At 75.5% G+C, this 16,973-nt stretch carries 16 protein-coding genes and 1 riboswitch; of the genes, 8 read left to right on the forward strand and 8 right to left on the reverse strand.

Annotation, left to right across the window (positions count from 1 at the left end; genetic code table 11):
* Positions 1–155: 155 nt before the first annotated feature.
* Both ACSU6Z_RS07110 and ACSU6Z_RS07115 read right to left on the reverse strand, forming a co-directional pair.
* Complete coding sequence (locus tag ACSU6Z_RS07110; RefSeq protein WP_437043933.1) at positions 156–926, reverse strand: methyltransferase; 771 nt, start codon at positions 924–926, stop codon at positions 156–158.
* Between the two features lie 274 nt (positions 927–1,200).
* Positions 1,201–1,761: an SAV_6107 family HEPN domain-containing protein gene (locus ACSU6Z_RS07115; RefSeq protein ID WP_437043935.1), complete on the reverse strand. Its 561-nt coding sequence runs from the start codon at positions 1,759–1,761 to the stop codon at positions 1,201–1,203.
* Positions 1,762–1,912: 151 nt separating this feature from the next.
* On the opposite strand from ACSU6Z_RS07115, the gene ACSU6Z_RS07120 reads away from it, so the two are divergent.
* The 4 genes from ACSU6Z_RS07120 to ACSU6Z_RS07135 all read left to right on the forward strand — a co-directional run bounded on the left by ACSU6Z_RS07120 (position 1,913) and on the right by ACSU6Z_RS07135 (position 7,362).
* Positions 1,913–2,671, forward strand: coding sequence for an ATP-binding cassette domain-containing protein (locus tag ACSU6Z_RS07120; RefSeq protein ID WP_437043937.1), 759 nt, complete (start codon positions 1,913–1,915; stop codon positions 2,669–2,671).
* A complete protein-coding gene (locus tag ACSU6Z_RS07125) occupies positions 2,643–4,727 on the forward strand; it encodes a YhgE/Pip family protein (protein ID WP_437043939.1) in 2,085 nt (694 codons plus the stop codon). The genes ACSU6Z_RS07120 and ACSU6Z_RS07125 overlap by 29 nt, the downstream gene beginning before the upstream one ends.
* A gap of 46 nt (positions 4,728–4,773) precedes the next feature.
* Entirely contained in the window at positions 4,774–5,406 is a 633-nt protein-coding gene (locus ACSU6Z_RS07130; protein WP_437043940.1) for a TetR/AcrR family transcriptional regulator, read from the forward strand.
* A 459-nt stretch (positions 5,407–5,865) separates the two neighbouring features.
* On the forward strand, positions 5,866–7,362 hold the full coding sequence (locus tag ACSU6Z_RS07135; protein ID WP_437043941.1) for a phytoene desaturase family protein: 1,497 nt from the start codon (positions 5,866–5,868) through the stop codon (positions 7,360–7,362).
* 24 nt (positions 7,363–7,386) lie between these two features.
* On the opposite strand, the gene ACSU6Z_RS07140 is transcribed toward ACSU6Z_RS07135, so the two are convergent.
* The 6 genes from ACSU6Z_RS07140 to ACSU6Z_RS07165 all read right to left on the reverse strand — a co-directional run bounded on the left by ACSU6Z_RS07140 (position 7,387) and on the right by ACSU6Z_RS07165 (position 12,547).
* Positions 7,387–8,412 carry a hypothetical protein gene (locus tag ACSU6Z_RS07140; protein WP_437043942.1) on the reverse strand — a complete coding sequence of 342 codons (1,026 nt, stop codon included), beginning with the start codon at positions 8,410–8,412 and terminating at the stop codon, positions 7,387–7,389.
* A gap of 56 nt (positions 8,413–8,468) precedes the next feature.
* Positions 8,469–9,392 carry a methylenetetrahydrofolate reductase [NAD(P)H] gene (metF, locus tag ACSU6Z_RS07145; RefSeq protein WP_437043943.1) on the reverse strand — a complete coding sequence of 308 codons (924 nt, stop codon included), beginning with the start codon at positions 9,390–9,392 and terminating at the stop codon, positions 8,469–8,471.
* Positions 9,393–9,528: 136 nt separating this feature from the next.
* Entirely contained in the window at positions 9,529–10,185 is a 657-nt protein-coding gene (gene thiE, locus ACSU6Z_RS07150; protein ID WP_437043944.1) for a thiamine phosphate synthase, read from the reverse strand.
* 250 nt (positions 10,186–10,435) lie between these two features.
* On the reverse strand, positions 10,436–10,801 hold the full coding sequence (locus ACSU6Z_RS07155; RefSeq protein WP_164391998.1) for an Rv2175c family DNA-binding protein: 366 nt from the start codon (positions 10,799–10,801) through the stop codon (positions 10,436–10,438).
* Between the two features lie 83 nt (positions 10,802–10,884).
* Positions 10,885–12,141 (reverse strand): NAD(P)/FAD-dependent oxidoreductase, encoded by a 1,257-nt coding sequence (locus ACSU6Z_RS07160; protein ID WP_437043945.1) that lies wholly within the window; start codon positions 12,139–12,141, stop codon positions 10,885–10,887.
* Between the two features lie 43 nt (positions 12,142–12,184).
* Complete coding sequence (locus tag ACSU6Z_RS07165) at positions 12,185–12,547, reverse strand: hypothetical protein (protein ID WP_437043946.1); 363 nt, start codon at positions 12,545–12,547, stop codon at positions 12,185–12,187.
* Positions 12,548–12,599: 52 nt separating this feature from the next.
* Positions 12,600–12,711: riboswitch (TPP riboswitch) on the forward strand.
* Between ACSU6Z_RS07165 and thiO the strand changes: the two genes are divergently transcribed.
* The 4 genes from thiO (at position 12,709) to pknB (ending at position 16,932) form a co-directional block, all read left to right on the forward strand.
* A complete protein-coding gene (gene thiO, locus ACSU6Z_RS07170) occupies positions 12,709–13,878 on the forward strand; it encodes a glycine oxidase ThiO (protein ID WP_437043947.1) in 1,170 nt (389 codons plus the stop codon). (Overlaps the previous riboswitch by 3 nt.)
* On the forward strand, positions 13,875–14,075 hold the full coding sequence (gene thiS / locus ACSU6Z_RS07175; protein WP_358781900.1) for a sulfur carrier protein ThiS: 201 nt from the start codon (positions 13,875–13,877) through the stop codon (positions 14,073–14,075). The genes thiO and thiS overlap by 4 nt, the downstream gene beginning before the upstream one ends.
* A 3-nt stretch (positions 14,076–14,078) precedes the next feature.
* The gene (locus tag ACSU6Z_RS07180) at positions 14,079–14,873 is read left to right on the forward strand and encodes a thiazole synthase (protein WP_437043948.1); all 795 of its coding nucleotides are present in this window, start codon (positions 14,079–14,081) and stop codon (positions 14,871–14,873) included.
* Positions 14,874–14,961: 88 nt separating this feature from the next.
* Positions 14,962–16,932, forward strand: coding sequence for a Stk1 family PASTA domain-containing Ser/Thr kinase (gene pknB, locus ACSU6Z_RS07185; protein WP_437043949.1), 1,971 nt, complete (start codon positions 14,962–14,964; stop codon positions 16,930–16,932).
* Positions 16,933–16,973: the final 41 nt, after the last annotated feature.

Below are 16,973 nucleotides of genomic sequence, written 5' to 3' on the forward strand. Positions count from 1 at the left end.
CGCCCCGGCTCGCTGAGACTTCCATTCCCCAGCGGCCGGCCCGTCATGCCGGGCGGTCTCCCTCGATCATACGGCGCCAAGCCCCCGTTCGGAGGGCCTGTGGCGTACTCCATCCGCGGCTGCGCCGCTGATCAGCGGCGCGGCTCACAGGTACCTCAGGTCCCGGCGGTCACCGGTGTCTCACCAAGCACGTGAAGCTGCGTGGCCACGGAGTGGAAGGCCTGGAGCTCGGCCGCGGCGGCCTCCAGCTTCAGCAGCGCGTCCAGGGCCCCGGGCTCGGTGTCCACCAGGACGCCGGGGACCAGGTCGGCGAAGACCCGCACCCCGTGCACGGCGCCGACCCGCAGGCCCGCGCCCTCGACCAGGCCGGTGAGCTGTTCGGCGGTGAAGCGGCGCGGCATGGGATCGCCCGTGCCCCAGCGGCCGTCCGGGTCCTCCAGGGCCCGCTTGGCCTCGGTGAAGTGGCCGGCGAGGGCCCGTGCCAGCACGGCGCCGCCCAGTCCGGCGGCGAGCAGGCTCAGGACGCCCTCGGCGCGCAGGGCGGCCACCGCGTTGCGGACGCCCTCGGCCGGGTCGTCGACGTACTCCAGGACGCCGTGGCACAGCACCGCGTCGTAGCCGCCGCGCTCGACGACGTCGAAGAGGCCGTGGGCGTCGCCCTGGACGCCCTGCACGCGGTCGGCCACTCCGGCCTCGGCGGCGCGGCGCTCCAGGGCGAACAGCGCGTTGGGGCTGGGGTCGACGACGGTGACGCGGTGGCCGAGGCGGGCCACCGGCACGGCGAAGTTGCCGCTGCCCCCTCCGGTGTCGAGGACGTCGAGCACCTGGCGACCCGTGGCCTTGACCCGGCGGTCGAGGGCGTCCTGGAGGACTTCCCAGACCACGGCGGTACGGAGGGAAGCGCGGGGGCGCATCGGGTCCGACACGGCAGTTTGACTCCTCGGCACGGCACCGCCTCTCGTGTACGGCGGAGCGAACGGGGTGCCTCCCGGCCCGACTGCGGGAAGGAAGGCTGCTTTCAGGCGCTCCCCACCCTATTGCCTCAGGCGTCCCGCGCGGTCACTGCGGTGCGGTCGCCCGGTGCCGGTGACCGGCACCGACGCCCGGCCGGGCGGAACCGGCGGCCACCGGCCGGGGCGGCCCGGTGGGCGAGGCGCGCGGCCGGGGGCGGGGTGGGATCCGGGCCGGCCCGTCCGGGGGTCAGCCCGCGTCCGGCAGGCCGCCGCCCCGGTCGCCGTCCTTCGGCCGGTCCGTGTCCGGACGGGGCTGGGGCAGGACCGGCTGGAGGTGCAGCATCCGCTCCACCAGGCGCAGGAACATCGACACGTCCCGTATCAGGTCGTCGGCGTCGCGGCTGCCGGCCGCGCCCTCGATGCCGGCCTCGGCCCGGGCACGGCGGGCGGCGCCCGAGGCGAACAGCGCGCTCCACTCGGTGAGCTCGGGCGCGATCTCGGGCAGGACGTCCCAGGCGCTGCGGATGCGGGCCCGGGCCCGGGGCGTGCTCTCCGGCCGTCCCCGCGCGGCGAGGACGGCCGCGGCGGTGCGCAGAGCGGCGAGGTGGGCCGTCGCGTACCGCTCGTTGGGGATCTCCAGGGCGGCGGCCTCCTCCAGTCCGGCACGGGCCTGGGCGAGCAGATCGAGGGCGGCGGGCGGGGCCGTGGCCCGGCGGAGCACGGGATGGACGTCGCTCGGCGGGCCGGCCGGTGAGGGGGCAGGGCCGGTGGCCCGGCGCCGGCGGGCGGCTGCGGACGGGTGGGCCATGACGAACCTCCTGTCGTCTGCGTGACGGCACTGTGGCCGTATGTACCCATCGTGAGGTATGCCACTGACAATCCGTTCTGACCTGGACTTTTGCCCCGATCGAAGGTTCGGGTTAGTTTTTGCACTGACCAGTCAGTGCAAATAGCGTCGGATGCAGGGGGAAGCGTTGGGAGGAGCCGCCGTCACCGCGAGGGGGCTGGGCCTGAGAGGACCCCGCGGGTGGGCGTTCCGCGGGATCGACATCGAGGCGGGGCCCGGCTCGCTGGTCGCGCTCGAGGGGCCGTCGGGGTCGGGCCGCACCTCGTTGCTGCTCACGCTGACGGGGCGGATGAAGCCCACGGAAGGCACCGCCGCGGTGGGCGGGGCGGTGCTGCCGCGGCAGATGGCGGCCGTGCGGCGGCTCGGCGCCCTGGCGCACGTGCCGGGCGTCACCGACCTCGATCCGGCCCTGACCGTCGAGGAGCACCTGCGCGAGCGCGCGCTGCTGGAGCGCCGGTTCGGCGGTTCGCCGCGCGCGCTGCTGCGGCCCCGCGGCGCGCGGGCGGCGGAGAGCCGGCTGCGGATCGACACCGCGCTGGCCGCCGCCGGCCTGGCCCCGGACTCCCTGCCCAAGGGCTCCCGGACCGCCGTACGGGACCTGGAGCGGCCGGAGGCGCTGCGTCTGTCGGTCGCGCTGGCCCTGATCGGCCGCCCGCGGCTGCTCGGCGTCGACGACGCCGACCTGAAGCTCTCGGACGCCGAGAGGGAGGGGGTCTGGGACCTGCTCGGGGCCCTGGCCTCGTCCGGTACCACGGTCGTCGCCGTGTGCAGCGAGGCGCCCAAGGGCGCCGTCACCGTCTCCACCGGCGGCAGCCGGCACGACCGGCGGAAGGAGAGGGCCGATGCGCTCGCCGAGACTGGCCGCGCTTGAGCTGAGGCGCTTCGGGCGCGGCCGGCTGCCGCGGGCCGCCCTGGTCGCGCTGCTGGTGCTGCCCCTGCTGTACGGCGCGCTGTACCTGTGGTCCTTCTGGGACCCGTACGGCCGCCTGGACCGCATCCCCGTCGCGCTCGTGAACGACGACAGGGGCGCGACCGCCGGCGGGGAGCGGCTCACGGCGGGCGACGACATCGCGGGGCGGCTGCGCGACAGCGGCACCTTCGACTGGCACGAGGTGAGCGCCGCCGAGGCCCGGGAGGGCCTGGAGGACGGCAGGTACTACCTGTCGCTCACCCTTCCCGCCGACTTCAGCGAGCGCATCGCCTCCGGCCCGGGCGACTCCCCGAAGGCGGGCGCCCTCCAGGTCCGCACGAACGACGCGAACAACTACATCGTCGGGCAGATCTCGCGCACGGTGTTCGCCGAGGTGCGCCGGGCGGCGTCCACGAAGGCGTCGCGGTCGTTCCTGGACCGGATCTTCATCTCGTTCTCCGACATCCACGACAGGACCGTGGAGGCGGCGGAGGGGGCCGACACGCTCAAGGGCGGGATCGGGAAGGCGGAGCAGGGCTCCGAGGACCTCGCCGGCGGTCTGGGGGACGCCAAGGACGGCAGCGGCGAGCTGGCCGAGGGGGTGAAGGAGCTCCACCGGGGCGCGGCCGGCCTCCGGGACGGGGCCCGGCGGGTCGCGCAGGGCACGCGGGCCCTCGCCGACAAGGTCGACGGCGTCGCCGGCAGGGTGGGGCCCCTCCTGAAGGAAGACGAGGAGGCCATCGCGGACACCGCCCGGTTCGTCGCCGACGCCTCGGGGGCGGTCCGCGGCGACCTCGGATCCCTGGCGAAGAGGGCGCGGACCGCCGCCGGCGACGCCCGCGCGGACGCCGCGGCCCTGGCCGGGGTCCACGCGGCGCGCTGCGAGGGGGCCGCGCCGCCCGACGCCGCCTGCTCCGACCTGGAGAGGGCCGAGGAGGCCGCCGCGGGCGTGGCGGCCGTCGCCGACGACGTGGACGCGCTGGTCACGCGGCACCAGGGCGATCTGGAGGAGCTCGACAAGCACCTCGCCACCCTCCAGAGGCAGGCGCAACTCCTGGCCGACCGCGCCCCGCACCTGTCCGAGGAGCTCGACGACGCCGTGGCCCGGATCGACCGGCTGAACGAGGGCGCGGAGAAGGTCGCCGCGGGCGCCGGGGAGCTGTACCGGGGGCTCGGCACGGCCGAGGCCGGAGCCGTAGCCCTGGACGAGGGCGTCGGCGAGTTGAAGACGGGCGCCGACGACCTCAGCGGCGGACTGTACCGGCTGGCCGACGGCTCGGAGAAGCTCGCCGGCGGGCTGCACGACGGCGCCGGGCGGATCCCCGACTACGGCGACGAGGAGCGCGACGCGCGCACCGGCGTGATGGCCGACCCGGTCCGGCTGGTCTCCCGGGCCCTGCACGAGGCGCCCAACTACGGCACCGGTTTCGCCCCGTACTTCATCCCGCTGTCCCTGTGGGTGGGCGCCATGGTGGCGTACATGGTGATCGCGCCGATGAACCGGCGCGCGCTCGCCGCGGGTGCCCCGGCGTGGCGGATCGCGCTGGCGGGCTGGCTGCCGGTGGTGGCGATCGGGGGGCTGCAGACGGTTGCGCTGATGTCGGTGCTGCACTGGGCGGTCGGGCTGGAGACGGCCCGGGCGGCCGGGACGGTGGGCTTCCTGTTCCTGGTGACGGCGTGCTTCGCGGCGATCGTGCAGTGGCTGAACGCGCGCTTCGGGGCGGCGGGCCGCATCCTCGTCCTAGCGCTGCTGATGCTGCAGCTGACCTCGGCGGGCGGCACGTACCCGGTGCAGACCAGTCCCGGCTTCTTCAACGCCCTCCACCCGTTCCTGCCGATGAGTCATGTCGTCGAGGCGCTCAGGCGGCTCATCACGGGCGGTGGTCTGCAACCGGTGTGGCACGCGTGCGTGGTGCTCGTCCTCTTCACCGCCGCCGCCCTCGCGCTGACCGCGCTGTCGGCCCGACGCCGGCAGGTGTGGACCCTGGACCGGCTGCATCCGGAGCTGAGCCTGTGAGCCCTGGGGTGAAGGCCCCCGGGGGGTGCCTGTGACAATCGGGGCCATGGAAAGCAGCACCACCGCCTCGTCCGGCGGCAGCAGGCGCGAGGCCACCCGGCAGAAGCTCTACGAGGCGGCCGTCACCCTCATCGCCGAGAAGGGGTTCTCCGCGACCACGGTGGACGAGATCGCCGAACGGGCCGGGGTCGCGAAGGGCACGGTCTACTACAACTTCGCCAGCAAGTCCGTCCTCTTCGAGGAGCTGCTGCGGCACGGCGTGGGGCTGCTCACCGCCTCCCTGCGCGAGGCGGCCGAGCACACGGCCCGGGAGGGCGGCGGCAAGGTCGACGCCCTGGACGCGATGATCCGCGCGGGGCTGGTCTTCATCGACCGCTACCCGGCCTTCACCCAGCTGTACGTCGCCGAGCTGTGGCGCACCAACCGGGCCTGGCAGTCCACGCTGATGGTGGTCCGGCAGCAGGCCGTCGCGGTCGTCGAGGAGGTGTTGCGCGACGGTGTGGAGGGCGGCGAGCTCAGCGAGGGGATCGACGTCCCGCTGACCGCCGCCGCGCTGGTCGGCATGGTCCTGGTGGCCGCGCTGGACTGGAAGTCGTTCCAGCCGGAGCGCTCCCTCGACGAGGTGCACGCGGCCCTGTCCCGGCTGCTCCAGGGGCGGGTGAGCGGCCGGCGTCCCTGAGGCCCCGGCGCACGCGGGAGCGCCGGCCCGGTGTGGCCGCGTCCCCCGCGGGCCACCGCCGGACCGGCGCTCCCTCGTGCTCCCCCGTGTGTTCCCCCGTTTCCGGTGGTCCCCCGGGTCTTCCCCCGTGCCTCGCTCCCGCCGACCGTGCCGGCGGAAGGAGCGGACCCGGGGCCGCCCCGTTCCGGCGCCCCGTGCCGCCGGTGCCGGAGCCGCGCCCCCGTCCGTGCCCCCACTCTCTCGTTTCCGCAGGTCGGGGCCCATCCGCGCGCGTACTTATCTCCCGCACTAGGTACGGGTACTCAGTCCTGCGCACCCGTCCTCACGTCGTCGCGCCGCCGGCTGGGTCGGACGACGTCCGCGCGCGTACCGCCCCGCCCGCCCGGCGCGGGCGGGAGCGCCGAAGGCGGCGTGCACCCTCGGGCGGAACTGCCGGCGGCGGCCGATAAAGTCCCGGACATGGCACGGATTGCGGTGATCGGCGCCGGGATGGGCGCGATGGCGGCCGCCGCCCGGCTGGCCGTGGCGGGCCACCGGGTGGCGGTCTACGAGCGGACGGAGACGTACGGCGGCGCGGTGCGCCGCTTCGAGCGGGACGGTTTCTCCTTCGACACCGGCCCCGGGCTGCTGCCCCTGCCCGCGGTCTGGCGCGATCTGTTCGTCAAGACCGGCAAGGAGCCGCTGGAGGAGTGCGTCGACCTGGTCCAGGTCGACCCGTCGGCGCGGCACGTGTTCGCCGACGGCACCGAGGTCTCGGTGCCGAACGCCTCCCGCGCGGGTGTCGTCGCCGCCCTGGACGAGGCGCTCGGCCGGGGCGCCGGGCAGCGCTGGGGCGACTTCCTGGTGCGGGCCCGCGAGGCCTGGGACCGGACGCGCCGGCCGCTCCTCGAGGAGCCGCTGTGGCCCGACTGGCGCGTGCTGGGCGAGCGCGAGCCCTACCCGGCGGTCCCGCACAAGCGGCTGCTGCGCACCCGCCGGGCCGGCACGCTCGCCGAGGTCGGCGCCTGGGAGCTGCGGGACGCCCGGCTGACCGCCCTGCTGGAGAGCCACGCGCTCGCGTACGGCCTGGATCCCCGCGCCACCCCGGCGAGCGCCGCCGTGCTGCCGTACATGGAGCACGCCTTCGGCACCTGGTACGTGCGCGGGGGGCTGCGGGAGCTGGCTCGCGCGGTGTACGAGCGGTGCCTGGCGCGCAGGGTCGACTTCCGCTTCGGGGCCGAGGTCACCGGCATCGCCGGGAAGGACGGCCGGGTGGCGGGCGTGGAGCTGGCCGACGGGACGGTGGCGGAGGCCGAGTACGTGGTCGCCGGGGTCGCCCCCGGGGTGCTGGCCCGCCTCGCGGGCGAAGCGGAGGTCCGGGGCGACGGCGAGGTGCCCCCGCAGCGCGGGACGGCGAGCCGGCTCACCGTGCTGCTGGCGCTGCGGGGCGCGCGCCCCGAGGGCGCGGCGCACCGCACGGTGGTGCACGCGCCGGACCGGGACGCCGAGCTGGAGGCGGTGTTCGGGGCGGCGCCGGGCGTGGCCGCGCGGCCGACGGTCACGGTTTTGCGGCCCGACGATCCGCGGCTGGTCCCGGACCGGGAGCACGAGGCGGTCACCCTCACCGCGGTGGTGCCCGCGCGGCCCGGCGCGCAGGACCGGGCGCACGCCGATGACCTGATCACCGCCGCCGAGAGGGCCCTGCCCGGTCTGCGCGACCGCCTGCTGTGGCACGAGGTGCGCACGCCGGCCGAGATCGCGGAGGCGACCGGCGCCGAGGGCGGTGCGGTTCCGGCGCCGGCTCTGGCCGCGGGCGGCGGCCGGCTGCTGCACCCGTCGAACGGCACGCGTCTGGGCGGCCTGTTCACGGTGGGCGGCTGGTCGCACCCGGGGGGCGGTCTGCCGCACGCCGGGATGTCGGGCGCGCTGGTCGCGGGGCTGATCGTGGAGGGGCCCGGGTTCCGGGGCTCCCGGTGAGCGGCCGGGGGCGGCCCGGCCGCCTCAGTAGCGGTACTGCTGCTCGTCGTAGCCCGGCGCCTGCGGCTGCCCGCCGCCGTGGTACGGGTACGGCTGCTGCTCCTGCGGGAGCTGCGCGCCGTAGGGCTCGTCGGTGCTGCGCTGCTGCGGCACCCACACGCCGCCCGGCGGCGTCTGCCCGTGTCCTTCGGCGGCGTACGGGTCCTGCCCGTAGCCCTGCTGGTCGCCGTAGCCCGTGTCGTAGGGGGTGCCGCCGTAGGTGCGGGTGCCGATGTACGGGTCGGAGTAGGCGGCGTACTGCCGGTCGCCCACGGTGTCGTAACCGTATCCGTGCCCGCCCTGGCCCGCGGGGTCGTAGGCGTGGGGCCGGTCCTCGGTCCGGGCGGCCGGCGCGTGCGGGGACGGGGCGTGGCCGGGGTCGCCGTACAGGCCGTACGCGCCGGTGCCGTCGGGCAGGGGCTGCGACTCGTACACGGCGGTGGTCTCCGCGTCCGTGGGCGCGACGGGGCGCGCGGGGGTGAAGACGTCGTCGCTGTCGTAGTCGGCGTGGCCCTCGTAGTCGGCGTGACCGTCGTAATCGGCGTGGCCCTCGTAGCCGCCGTGGCCCTCGTAGCCGCCGCGGCCGTCGTAGTCGGCATGGCCGTCGTAGTCGGCGTGACCGTACGACACGCGGTCGTCGGCCGGCGCGCGGCCGTCGTCGCCGTCGCCGCCCTCGGCCGCCTCCAGGCCGGAGACCTGCAGGGTCGGCTCCCGGCGGCCCCGTCCCGCGCGGCGGCGCCGGTCGCCGGTCAGCTTCGGCGCGGAGACCGCCCAGCCGGCCGCGAAGCCTCGGCGGAACGACAGCGTGACGTAGGTCTGGCCGACCGCGAAGGCGGCCGCGCCCAGTCCGATGACGACGACGGACGGGATGAGCACACCGACCACGACACCGAGGAAGCCCGCGAAGGCGAGCAGCCGCCAGCGCAGGCGTGCCTTGTACTGCAGCAGCACCTCACCGAGCAGCCACAGCGCGACGATGCCGAACGCGATGTAGAGGACCGTCCAGCCCATGTACGCCCCTCTCCCAGTGGACGCTTCGCAGTGTGTCGTACACGCGTGCGACCGGTCTATTCCTGCGGTGGATGGTGCAGGCCCAGGTTCTCGTAGATCTCGAGCGTCGCCGTGGAGTTGTTGAGCGTGATGAAGTGCAGACCCGGCACTCCCTCGGCCAGCAGCCGCGCGCAGAACTCCGTGGCGAAGTCGATGCCAATGGAGCGTACCGCCGCCGGATCGTCCTGTGCCGCGAGGATCCGCTCTTTCAACTCGTCCGGGAAGGAGGCGTTGCTGAGCCTGGGCAGCCGCTCCAGCATCTTCACGCTGGTCACCGGCATGACCTCGGGGATGATCGGGGTCTCGCAGCCGGCCGCGGCGACCTTGTCGCGCAGCCGGAGGTAGGACTCCGGCTGGAAGAACATCTGCGTGATCGCGTAGTCGGCGCCGGCCCGGCACTTGTCGACGAAGTGGGCGACGTCCGCGTCCCAGTCGGCGGAGCGCGGGTGCATCTCCGGGAAGGCCGCCACGCCCACGCAGAAGTCGCCGGACTCCTTGATGAGGCGGACGAGTTCGGCCGCGTAGGTCAGGCCCCGCGGGTGCGGGACCCACTCGCCCATCGGGTCGCCGGGTGGGTCGCCGCGCACGGCCAGCATGTTGCGGATGCCGGCGTCGGCGTACTGGCCGATGATGTTGCGCAGCTCCGCGATGGAGTGGTCGACGGCGGTGAGGTGGGCGACCGGCGTCAAGGTGGTGTCGGCGACGATCTGCTGGGTCTCCTTGACCGTGCCCGCCCGGGTGGAACCGCCGGCTCCGTAGGTCACGGAGACGAAGTCGGGAGCGACCGCCTCGACCCTCCGCAGCGCGCTCCACAGGTTCTTCTGCCCCTTGGGGGTCTTCGGCGCCGAGAACTCGAACGAGTACGTCGTCTTGCCGGCGGCGAGGATGTCGCGCACGGTCCGTGCGCGATCAGTCCTGGTGGATGCGGTTCCGAGGGCCATACGGGCAGGTTAGCCAGGGGGCGTCGGTCCCCCAACCGAGGACCGGCGATTTGCCCGATATGCCGACTTGTTGTCCATCCCTTGGACAGTCCCGCCGCGAACGGGCCCCGGCCGGCCGCCGCACCCGCCGCGGCCGCTACGCCTGCCGCAGCCGTTTCGCGAACTCGGCCGCCGCCGCGCCCGGGTCGTCGGCCTCGGTGATCGCGCGGACGACGACGACGCGCCGGGCGCCCGCCTGGAGGACCTCGTCGAGGTTGCCGAGGTCGATGCCGCCGATGGCGAACCAGGGGCGCTCGGTGCCGAGCGCGGCGGTGCGGCGGACGAGGTCCAGGCCGGGCGCGTGGCGGCCGGGCTTGGTGGGGGTCGGCCAGCACGGGCCGGTGCAGAAGTAGTTCACGCCTTCCTGGACGGAGGCCGCGGCGGCCTCGGACTCGGCGTGGGTGGAGCGGCCGATGAGCACGTCGTCGCCGAGGATGGCGCGGGCGGCGGGCACGGGCAGGTCGCCCTGGCCGAGGTGGAGGACGTCGGCGCGGGCGGCGTGGGCGACGTCGGCGCGGTCGTTGACCGCGAGCAGCCTGCCGTGCCGGGCGCAGGCGTCGGCGAAGACCTCCAGGTGCTCCAGTTCCTCGGCCGCCTCCATGTCCTTGTCGCGCAGCTGCACGATGTCGACGCCGCCGGCCAGCACCGCGTCCAGGAACTCGGGCAGGTCCCCCTGACGGGTGCGGGCGTCCGTGCACAGGTAGAGCCGGGCGTCGGCGAGCCGGGCGCGTGCGGTGGCGGCGGTGTCGGGCATGCGGGTGTCCCCCGGGGGTCGGTGGTGTACGGGAATTCCGGTCGCGGGTGGTGCGGGGATCCCCGTCGGTGGGTGGGGCGGGGATCACCCGCCGCGACGGGCGTGCGGGGCTCCCCGGTCGTCGGTGGTGGCGGGGCGCCCCGTCACGGGTGGCGTGCGGGCCTTCGCGGGCCGGACGGTGAGGTGCTCCCGTGACCGGCCACGGCCGAGGGCCCCGCCGTCCGACCCGCGGGCCGGACGGCGGGCCGGATCAGACGGCGAGCGCCTGAGCCCGGCGCTTCACCTCCGTGCCGCGGTTCTCGCGCAGCGCCTGCGCGGGGGTGCCGGGCAGGGTCGGGTCGGGCGTGAAGAGCCACTCCAGCATCTCCTCGACCGTGAAGCCGTCGTCCCGCAGGAGCGTCAGGGTCCCGGACAGGCCCTTGACGACCTTGTCCCCGTCGATGAAGTCCGCAGGGACGTGCAGCGCGCGGTTCTCACCGCGGCGTACGGCGATGAGCTGGCCGTCCTTCACCAGCTGCCGCACGCGGGTCACCTCGACACCGAGCATCTCGGCGATGTCGGGCAGGGTGAGCCAGGCGGGCACGAGAGCATCGATCTTTGCGTCAATCTCGGTCACGCCTCCAGCCTGCCATCCGGCACCGACAGTGGGAAACCGGACCCCGCCCCGCCCGGGGGGAGGCGCCCGGCCGCCTCCCGGCGTCAGGCGGTGGCCGACTTCGGCGGCCGGGCCGGGTCCGCCAGCAGCACCGGGTCCACGGGCACCCCTGCCTCGATCAGCCGCCTGCCCTGGGCCAGGTCCCGGGGGCGCCCCACCGCCAGCAGGGCGACCAGCCGGTCCTCCCGCAGCCAGCACACGCTCCAGGCGGCCCCGGACGGGTCGCCGCGCCACAGGGTGGTGTCGGCCGCGGCGTGGTGGCCGGCGTACTGGACGAAGCGGCCGAACTGCTCGGACCAGAAGTACGGCACCGGGTCGTAGGCCGCCGCGGCCCCGCTCACGATGTCCGCGGCCACCGTGCGCGGCCCCTGCAGGGCGTTGTCCCAGTGGTGGACCAGCAGGCGTGCGCCGTAGCGGGCCGACGGGAAGGAGGCGCAGTCGCCGACGGCGTAGACGTCCGGTACGGAGGTGCGCAGGCGGTCGTCGGCCACGACCTCGCCGTGCGCGCCGAGCGCGACGCCGGAGCCGGCGAGCCAGGCGGTGGCGGGCCGGGCGCCGATGCCGACGACGACGGCGTCCGCGGGCAGCCGCGTCCCGTCGCCGAGGACCACCGCGCCGGGCTCGACGCGCTCCACGCGCGCGTGGGTGCGCAGTTCGGCGCCGGCCTCGGCGTACCAGGCCGCCATCGGCGCGGCCACCTCGGCGGGCAGCACCCCGGCGAGCGGGCGGTCGGCGGCCTCCACGACGGTCACCGCGCAGCCCGCCTCGCGCGCGGCCGTGGCGAACTCGGCGCCGATCCAGCCCGCGCCGACGACCACGACGTCGTGCCGGCGGGCGAGGACCGGGCGCAGCCGTTCGGCGTCGTCCAGGGTGCGCAGCAGGTGCACGCCGGGGACGCCCTCGGCGCCGGGCAGCCGGACCGGTTCGGCGCCGGTGGCCAGGACGAGGACGTCGTACGGCACGGGCCCGGCGGAGGTGTCCAGGACGTGCGCCCCGGGGCGCAGGCCCAGTGCCTCGCAGCCCAGCCTCAGGTCGATGCCGAGTGCCTCGAAGTCGAGGTCGAAGGCGGAGCCCTCGGCCGTGCCGAGCAGGATCGCCTTGGACAGGGGAGGCCGGTCGTAGGGCTGGTGGGGTTCGGCGCCGATCAGCGTCACGGTGCCGGTGAAGCCCTGTTCCCGCAGGGCGGCGGCGGTCTGCACGCCCGCCATGCCGGCGCCCACCACGACCACGCGGCGCGGCGCGGACGCTCCCGTCCCTCCCGTTCGCCCCGGCTCCCCCGGTTCCTGCGTCTGCTCGCTCACCCGATCACCATAGACCGCGGCGGCCCGGACCCTTGAGGAGGCGTCAGCCGGTTCCGGTGCCCGCCCGCCCGGCGACCTGCTCCACCACGCTGGTCCCGCCGCCCGTCCGCGACTCCCACTCCCAGGTCTCCTCCAGCCGCACCCGCCCGTCGGGCAGTTCCACGACCGTCGCGACGCAGTGCCCCGACGACGTGGTGCCGTCGGGCCGGAGCTGCACGTACCGGAAGTCGAGCCGGTCGCCCTCGCGCGTGCCGACCAGGAAGCCGCGCACGACGTCACCGCCGGCGTACTCGGCCCAGACCTCGCCCTCCCGTTCGTGGTAGGCGAACCGGGTGCGGGTCCCCACCTGGCCCGGCGCCTGATCGGCGACGGGAGCGAGGACGAGGCCTTCGAGCGAACGGGTCATGGGCGGAGGCTCCCTTACAGGCGCGCGGGACCAAGGGCTAGGGTGGCCAACGTAAAGCACTCGCGGGAGCCCGGACGCACCGGGCTGAGAGGGAGGCTGGCGGCCTCCGACCGTACGAACCTGATCCGGGTCATGCCGGCGAAGGGAGGGGCTGGACGCCCATGTCACCCACGTCCGACACATCCGACGTCCTGGTCGTCGGGGGCGGGATCATCGGCCTGGTCACGGCCTGGCGGGCCGCGCAGCGCGGGCTCGCCACGGCAGTCGTGGACCCCGAGCCGGGCGGCGGGGCCGCCCGGGTGGCGGCCGGGATGCTGGCCGCCGTCACGGAACTGCACTACGGCGAGCAGACCCTGCTCGCCCTGAACGTCGCCTCGGCGCGCCGGTACCCGGAGTTCGCGGCCGAGCTCACCGAGGCCACCGGCCACGACCTCGGCTATCGCCGCTGCGGCACCCTCGCCGTCGCCCTGGACTCCGACGACCGCGCCCACCTGCGGGAGCTGCACGCCTTCCAGCTCCGGTCCGGCCTGGAGTCGGAGTGGCTGTCGGGGCGCGAGTGCCGGCGCCTGGAGCCGATGCTCGCGCCGAGCGTGCGCGGGGGGCTCGGAGTCGACGGCGACCACCAGATCGACCCCCGGCGCCTGGCCGCCGCGCTGGTGGCCGCCTGCGAGCGGGCGGGCGTGGTCTTCCACCGCGCGTGGGCCGAGCGGCTCACCGTCGTCCGGGACCGGGCGACCGGCGTGGTCACGGCCGACGGCACGGCGCTGGCGGCCGGGCGGACGGTCCTGGCCGCGGGCAGCCTCAGCGGACGGCTCGCGGGTGTCCCGGACGCCGTCCTGCCCCCCGTACGGCCCGTGAAGGGGCAGGTCGTGCGGCTGACGATGCCGGGCGGGCGGCCACCGCTGCTGAACCGGACGGTACGGGCCGTGGTGCGCGGCAACCCCCTCTACCTGGTGCCCCGGGAGAGCGGCGAACTCGTCGTCGGGGCGACCAGCGAGGAGATGGGCTGGGACACGACGGTGACCGCGGGCGGTGTGTACGAACTGCTGCGCGACGCCCACGAGCTGGTCCCCGGCATCACCGAGCTGCCGCTGACGGAGACCCTGGCGGGCCTGCGCCCCGGCTCCCCGGACAACGCGCCGCTGCTCGGCCCGACCGCGCTGGAGGGCCTGCTGCTGGCCACCGGCCACCACCGCAACGGCGTGCTGCTCACCCCGGTCACCGGCGACGTCATGGCGCACGTCCTGACCACCGGCGACCTCCCCGCCGAGGCCCGCCCCTTCACCCCCGCACGCTTCACCACCCCCGCACTCACGGAGCAGCCCGCATGAACGTCCTGGTCAACGGGGAGCCGCGCGAGGTGGCCCCCGGCACGGCCCTCGACGCCCTGGTGAGGACCCTCACCCAGGCACCGTCCGGAGTGGCCGCCGCCCTGAACGAGACCGTCGTCCCGCGCGCGCAGTGGCCCGCCACGGCCCTGTCCGACGGCGACCGCGTCGAAGTCCTCACCGCCGTCCAAGGAGGCTGACCCATGGCCGACGATCCCTTCGTCCTCGGCGGGACGACCTTCACCTCCCGCCTGATCATGGGCACGGGCGGGGCGCCCAGCCTCGACGTGCTGGAGCGGGCGCTCGTCGCGTCCGGCACGGAGCTGACGACGGTCGCGATGCGGCGCGTGAACCCCTCGGTGCACGGCTCGGTCCTCTCGGTGCTGGAGAGGCTCGGCATCCGGGTGCTGCCGAACACGGCCGGCTGCTTCACGGCCGGCGAGGCGGTGCTGACCGCCCGCCTCGCGCGCGAGGCCCTCGGCACCGACCTGGTCAAGCTGGAGGTCATCGCCGACGAACGCACCCTGCTGCCCGACCCGGTCGAGCTGCTGGAGGCGGCCGAGACACTGGTCGACGACGGGTTCACGGTGCTGCCCTACACCAACGACGACCCCGTGCTGGCGCGGAAGCTGGAGGACGTCGGCTGCGCGGCGATCATGCCGCTGGGGTCGCCGATCGGCTCCGGGCTCGGCATCCGCAACCCGCACAACTTCCAGCTGATCGTGGAGCACGCGCGCGTGCCGGTAATCCTGGACGCGGGCGCGGGCACGGCGTCGGACGCGGCCCTGGCGATGGAGCTGGGGTGCGCGGGTGTGATGCTCGCCTCGGCCGTGACGCGGGCGCAGGAGCCGGTGCTGATGGCGGAGGCGATGAGGCACGCGGTGGAGGCGGGCCGGCTGGCCCGGCGGGCGGGGCGCATCCCCCGCCGCCACTTCGCCGAGGCGTCCTCGCCGGTGGAGGGCCTGGCCCGGCTGGATCCGGAGCGGCCCGCGTTCTAGGGCGGCGCCGGCCGCGGGGCCACCGCGGCCAGCCCGGCCGCCGCTTCCGCGGTGAGCGGTGCCGGCGGCGGCTCGTAGACTCGCCTGCGTGGACACGACCCTTCAGGACCCTCTGGTCGGGCAGGTGCTCGACGGCCGGTACCGCGTCGACGCGCGGATCGCGGTCGGCGGGATGGCCACGGTCTACCGGGCCGTGGACACCCGCCTGGACCGCGTGCTCGCGCTGAAGGTGATGCACCCGGCGCTCGCGGCCGACGCCTCGTTCGTCGAGCGGTTCATCCGCGAGGCCAAATCGGTGGCCCGGCTCGCCCACCCCAACGTCGTCCAGGTCTTCGACCAGGGCACCGACCGGGCGTACGTCTACCTGGCCATGGAGTACGTCTCCGGCTGCACCCTGCGCGACGTGCTGCGTGAGCGCGGGGCGCTCCAGCCGCGGGCCGCGCTGGACATCCTGGAGCCGGTCCTGGCCGCCCTGGGCGCCGCCCACCGCGCGGGGTTCGTCCACCGGGACATGAAGCCGGAGAACGTCCTCATCGGGGACGACGGCCGGGTCAAGGTGGCCGACTTCGGGCTCGTCCGGGCCGTGGACACGGTCACCCACACCACCGGGGCCGTCCTCGGCACCGTCTCCTACCTGGCGCCCGAGCAGATCGAGCAGGGCACCGCCGATCCGCGGGTCGACGTGTACGCGTGCGGTGTCGTCCTGTACGAGATGCTGACCGGCGCCAAGCCGTACGACGGCGGTTCCCCCGCCCAGGTGCTCTACCGGCACCTCCACGAGGACGTGCCGCCGCCGTCGGCCGCCGTGCCGGGCATGCCGTACGAGCTGGACGGGCTGGTCGCCTCCGCGACCGCCCGCGCCCCGCAGGACCGGCCGCACGACGCCGTCGCGCTGCTGGCGCTGACCCGCCGGGCCCGCGGGGCGCTCACCGCCGAGCAGCTGGACGCGGTGCCGCCGCGGGCGCTGGCCGCGGAGCACGACAACGCCGAGGACCGCACCAGCGTGATCCCCCGCGCCCTGACCGTGCCCCGGCCGCTGCCCGTCGACGGGGACGGCGGGGACGGCAGGGAGCACGAGGGGAGCGGGGAGGACGGGGCCGCGGCGGACGGGGTCCACCGCACGCGCCGGCTGGAGCCCCCGTCCCCGGCCGCCGCGCCGCGCCGCCGCCCCGCCGTCCGGCGCGGCCCCCTCGCGATCGTCGCCGCGGTGCTGCTCGTGCTCGGTGCCGGCACGGGCGTGTGGTACATCAACTCCGGCCAGTTCACCAAGGTGCCGCCGCTGCTGGAGAAGACCGAGGCACAGGCCCGGGACCGGCTGGAGGAGGCCGGCCTGGAGGTCGGCACGGTCCGCCGCGCCCACAGCGACACGGTCGAGCGCGGCGCGGTCATCGACACCGACCCCGGGCCGGGCGCCCGCATCCGGGGCAACGACGCGGTGTCGCTCACCGTCTCCGACGGCCCCGCGTTCGTGGAACTGCCCGATCTGGCGGGCTACCGGCTGGACAAGGCCCGGTCCGTGCTCCGGCAGGAGGGCCTGGAGCCCGGCATGGTCACGCGCGCGTTCAGCGAGGACGTCCCCGAGGGCTTCGTGGTCTCCACCGACCCGGCGACGGGCACGCGGATGCGCGCGGGCGCGGCGGTCGCGCTCACCGTCAGCAAGGGCCGCCCGGTGGAGGTGCCGGACGTCACCGGCGAGGACCTGGAGGACGCGAAGACCGCCCTGGAGGAGGCCGGCCTGAAGGTCCGGATCGCCACCGACCAGGTCACCTCCGAGCACGACAAGGGCCAGGTCGCCCGGCAGTCGCCCGGCGAAGGGCGCCGGGTGGCCGAGGGCGACACCGTGACGCTGACCCTGTCCAAGGGCCCGGAGATGGTCGAGGTCCCGGACGTGGTGGGCGACAGCGTCGACGACGCCCGGCGGAAGCTGGAGGGCGCCGGTTTCGAGGTCGAGGAGGACCGCGGCCTGCTCGGACTGTTCGGCGACACCGTCAGGAGCCAGTCGGTGGAGGGCGGCGAGCCGGCGCCCAAGGGATCGAGGATCACTCTCAAAATCCGCTGACCGGAGCGGATCGGACCGCGGGCTGGATCCGCGGGCCGGAC

The organism is Streptomyces sp. enrichment culture (assembly GCF_964273145.1).
Classification (GTDB): Bacteria; Actinomycetota; Actinomycetes; order Streptomycetales; family Streptomycetaceae; genus Streptomyces.

Excerpts from the sequence above, each read along its gene's own strand:
- ACSU6Z_RS07115 (WP_437043935.1), bottom strand. The coding sequence starts at position 1,761 with ATGGCCCACCCGTCCGCAGCCGCCCGCCGGCGCCGGGCCACCGGCCCT.
- ACSU6Z_RS07120 (WP_437043937.1), top strand. The coding sequence starts at position 1,913 with ATGCAGGGGGAAGCGTTGGGAGGAGCCGCCGTCACCGCGAGGGGGCTG.
- ACSU6Z_RS07125 (WP_437043939.1), top strand. The coding sequence starts at position 2,643 with ATGCGCTCGCCGAGACTGGCCGCGCTTGAGCTGAGGCGCTTCGGGCGC.
- ACSU6Z_RS07130 (WP_437043940.1), top strand. The coding sequence starts at position 4,774 with ATGGAAAGCAGCACCACCGCCTCGTCCGGCGGCAGCAGGCGCGAGGCC.
- ACSU6Z_RS07135 (WP_437043941.1), top strand. The coding sequence starts at position 5,866 with ATGGCACGGATTGCGGTGATCGGCGCCGGGATGGGCGCGATGGCGGCC.
- ACSU6Z_RS07140 (WP_437043942.1), bottom strand. The coding sequence starts at position 8,412 with ATGGGCTGGACGGTCCTCTACATCGCGTTCGGCATCGTCGCGCTGTGG.
- metF (WP_437043943.1), bottom strand. The coding sequence starts at position 9,392 with ATGGCCCTCGGAACCGCATCCACCAGGACTGATCGCGCACGGACCGTG.
- thiE (WP_437043944.1), bottom strand. The coding sequence starts at position 10,185 with ATGCCCGACACCGCCGCCACCGCACGCGCCCGGCTCGCCGACGCCCGG.
- ACSU6Z_RS07165 (WP_437043946.1), bottom strand. The coding sequence starts at position 12,547 with ATGACCCGTTCGCTCGAAGGCCTCGTCCTCGCTCCCGTCGCCGATCAG.
- thiO (WP_437043947.1), top strand. The coding sequence starts at position 12,709 with ATGTCACCCACGTCCGACACATCCGACGTCCTGGTCGTCGGGGGCGGG.
- thiS (WP_358781900.1), top strand. The coding sequence starts at position 13,875 with ATGAACGTCCTGGTCAACGGGGAGCCGCGCGAGGTGGCCCCCGGCACG.
- ACSU6Z_RS07180 (WP_437043948.1), top strand. The coding sequence starts at position 14,079 with ATGGCCGACGATCCCTTCGTCCTCGGCGGGACGACCTTCACCTCCCGC.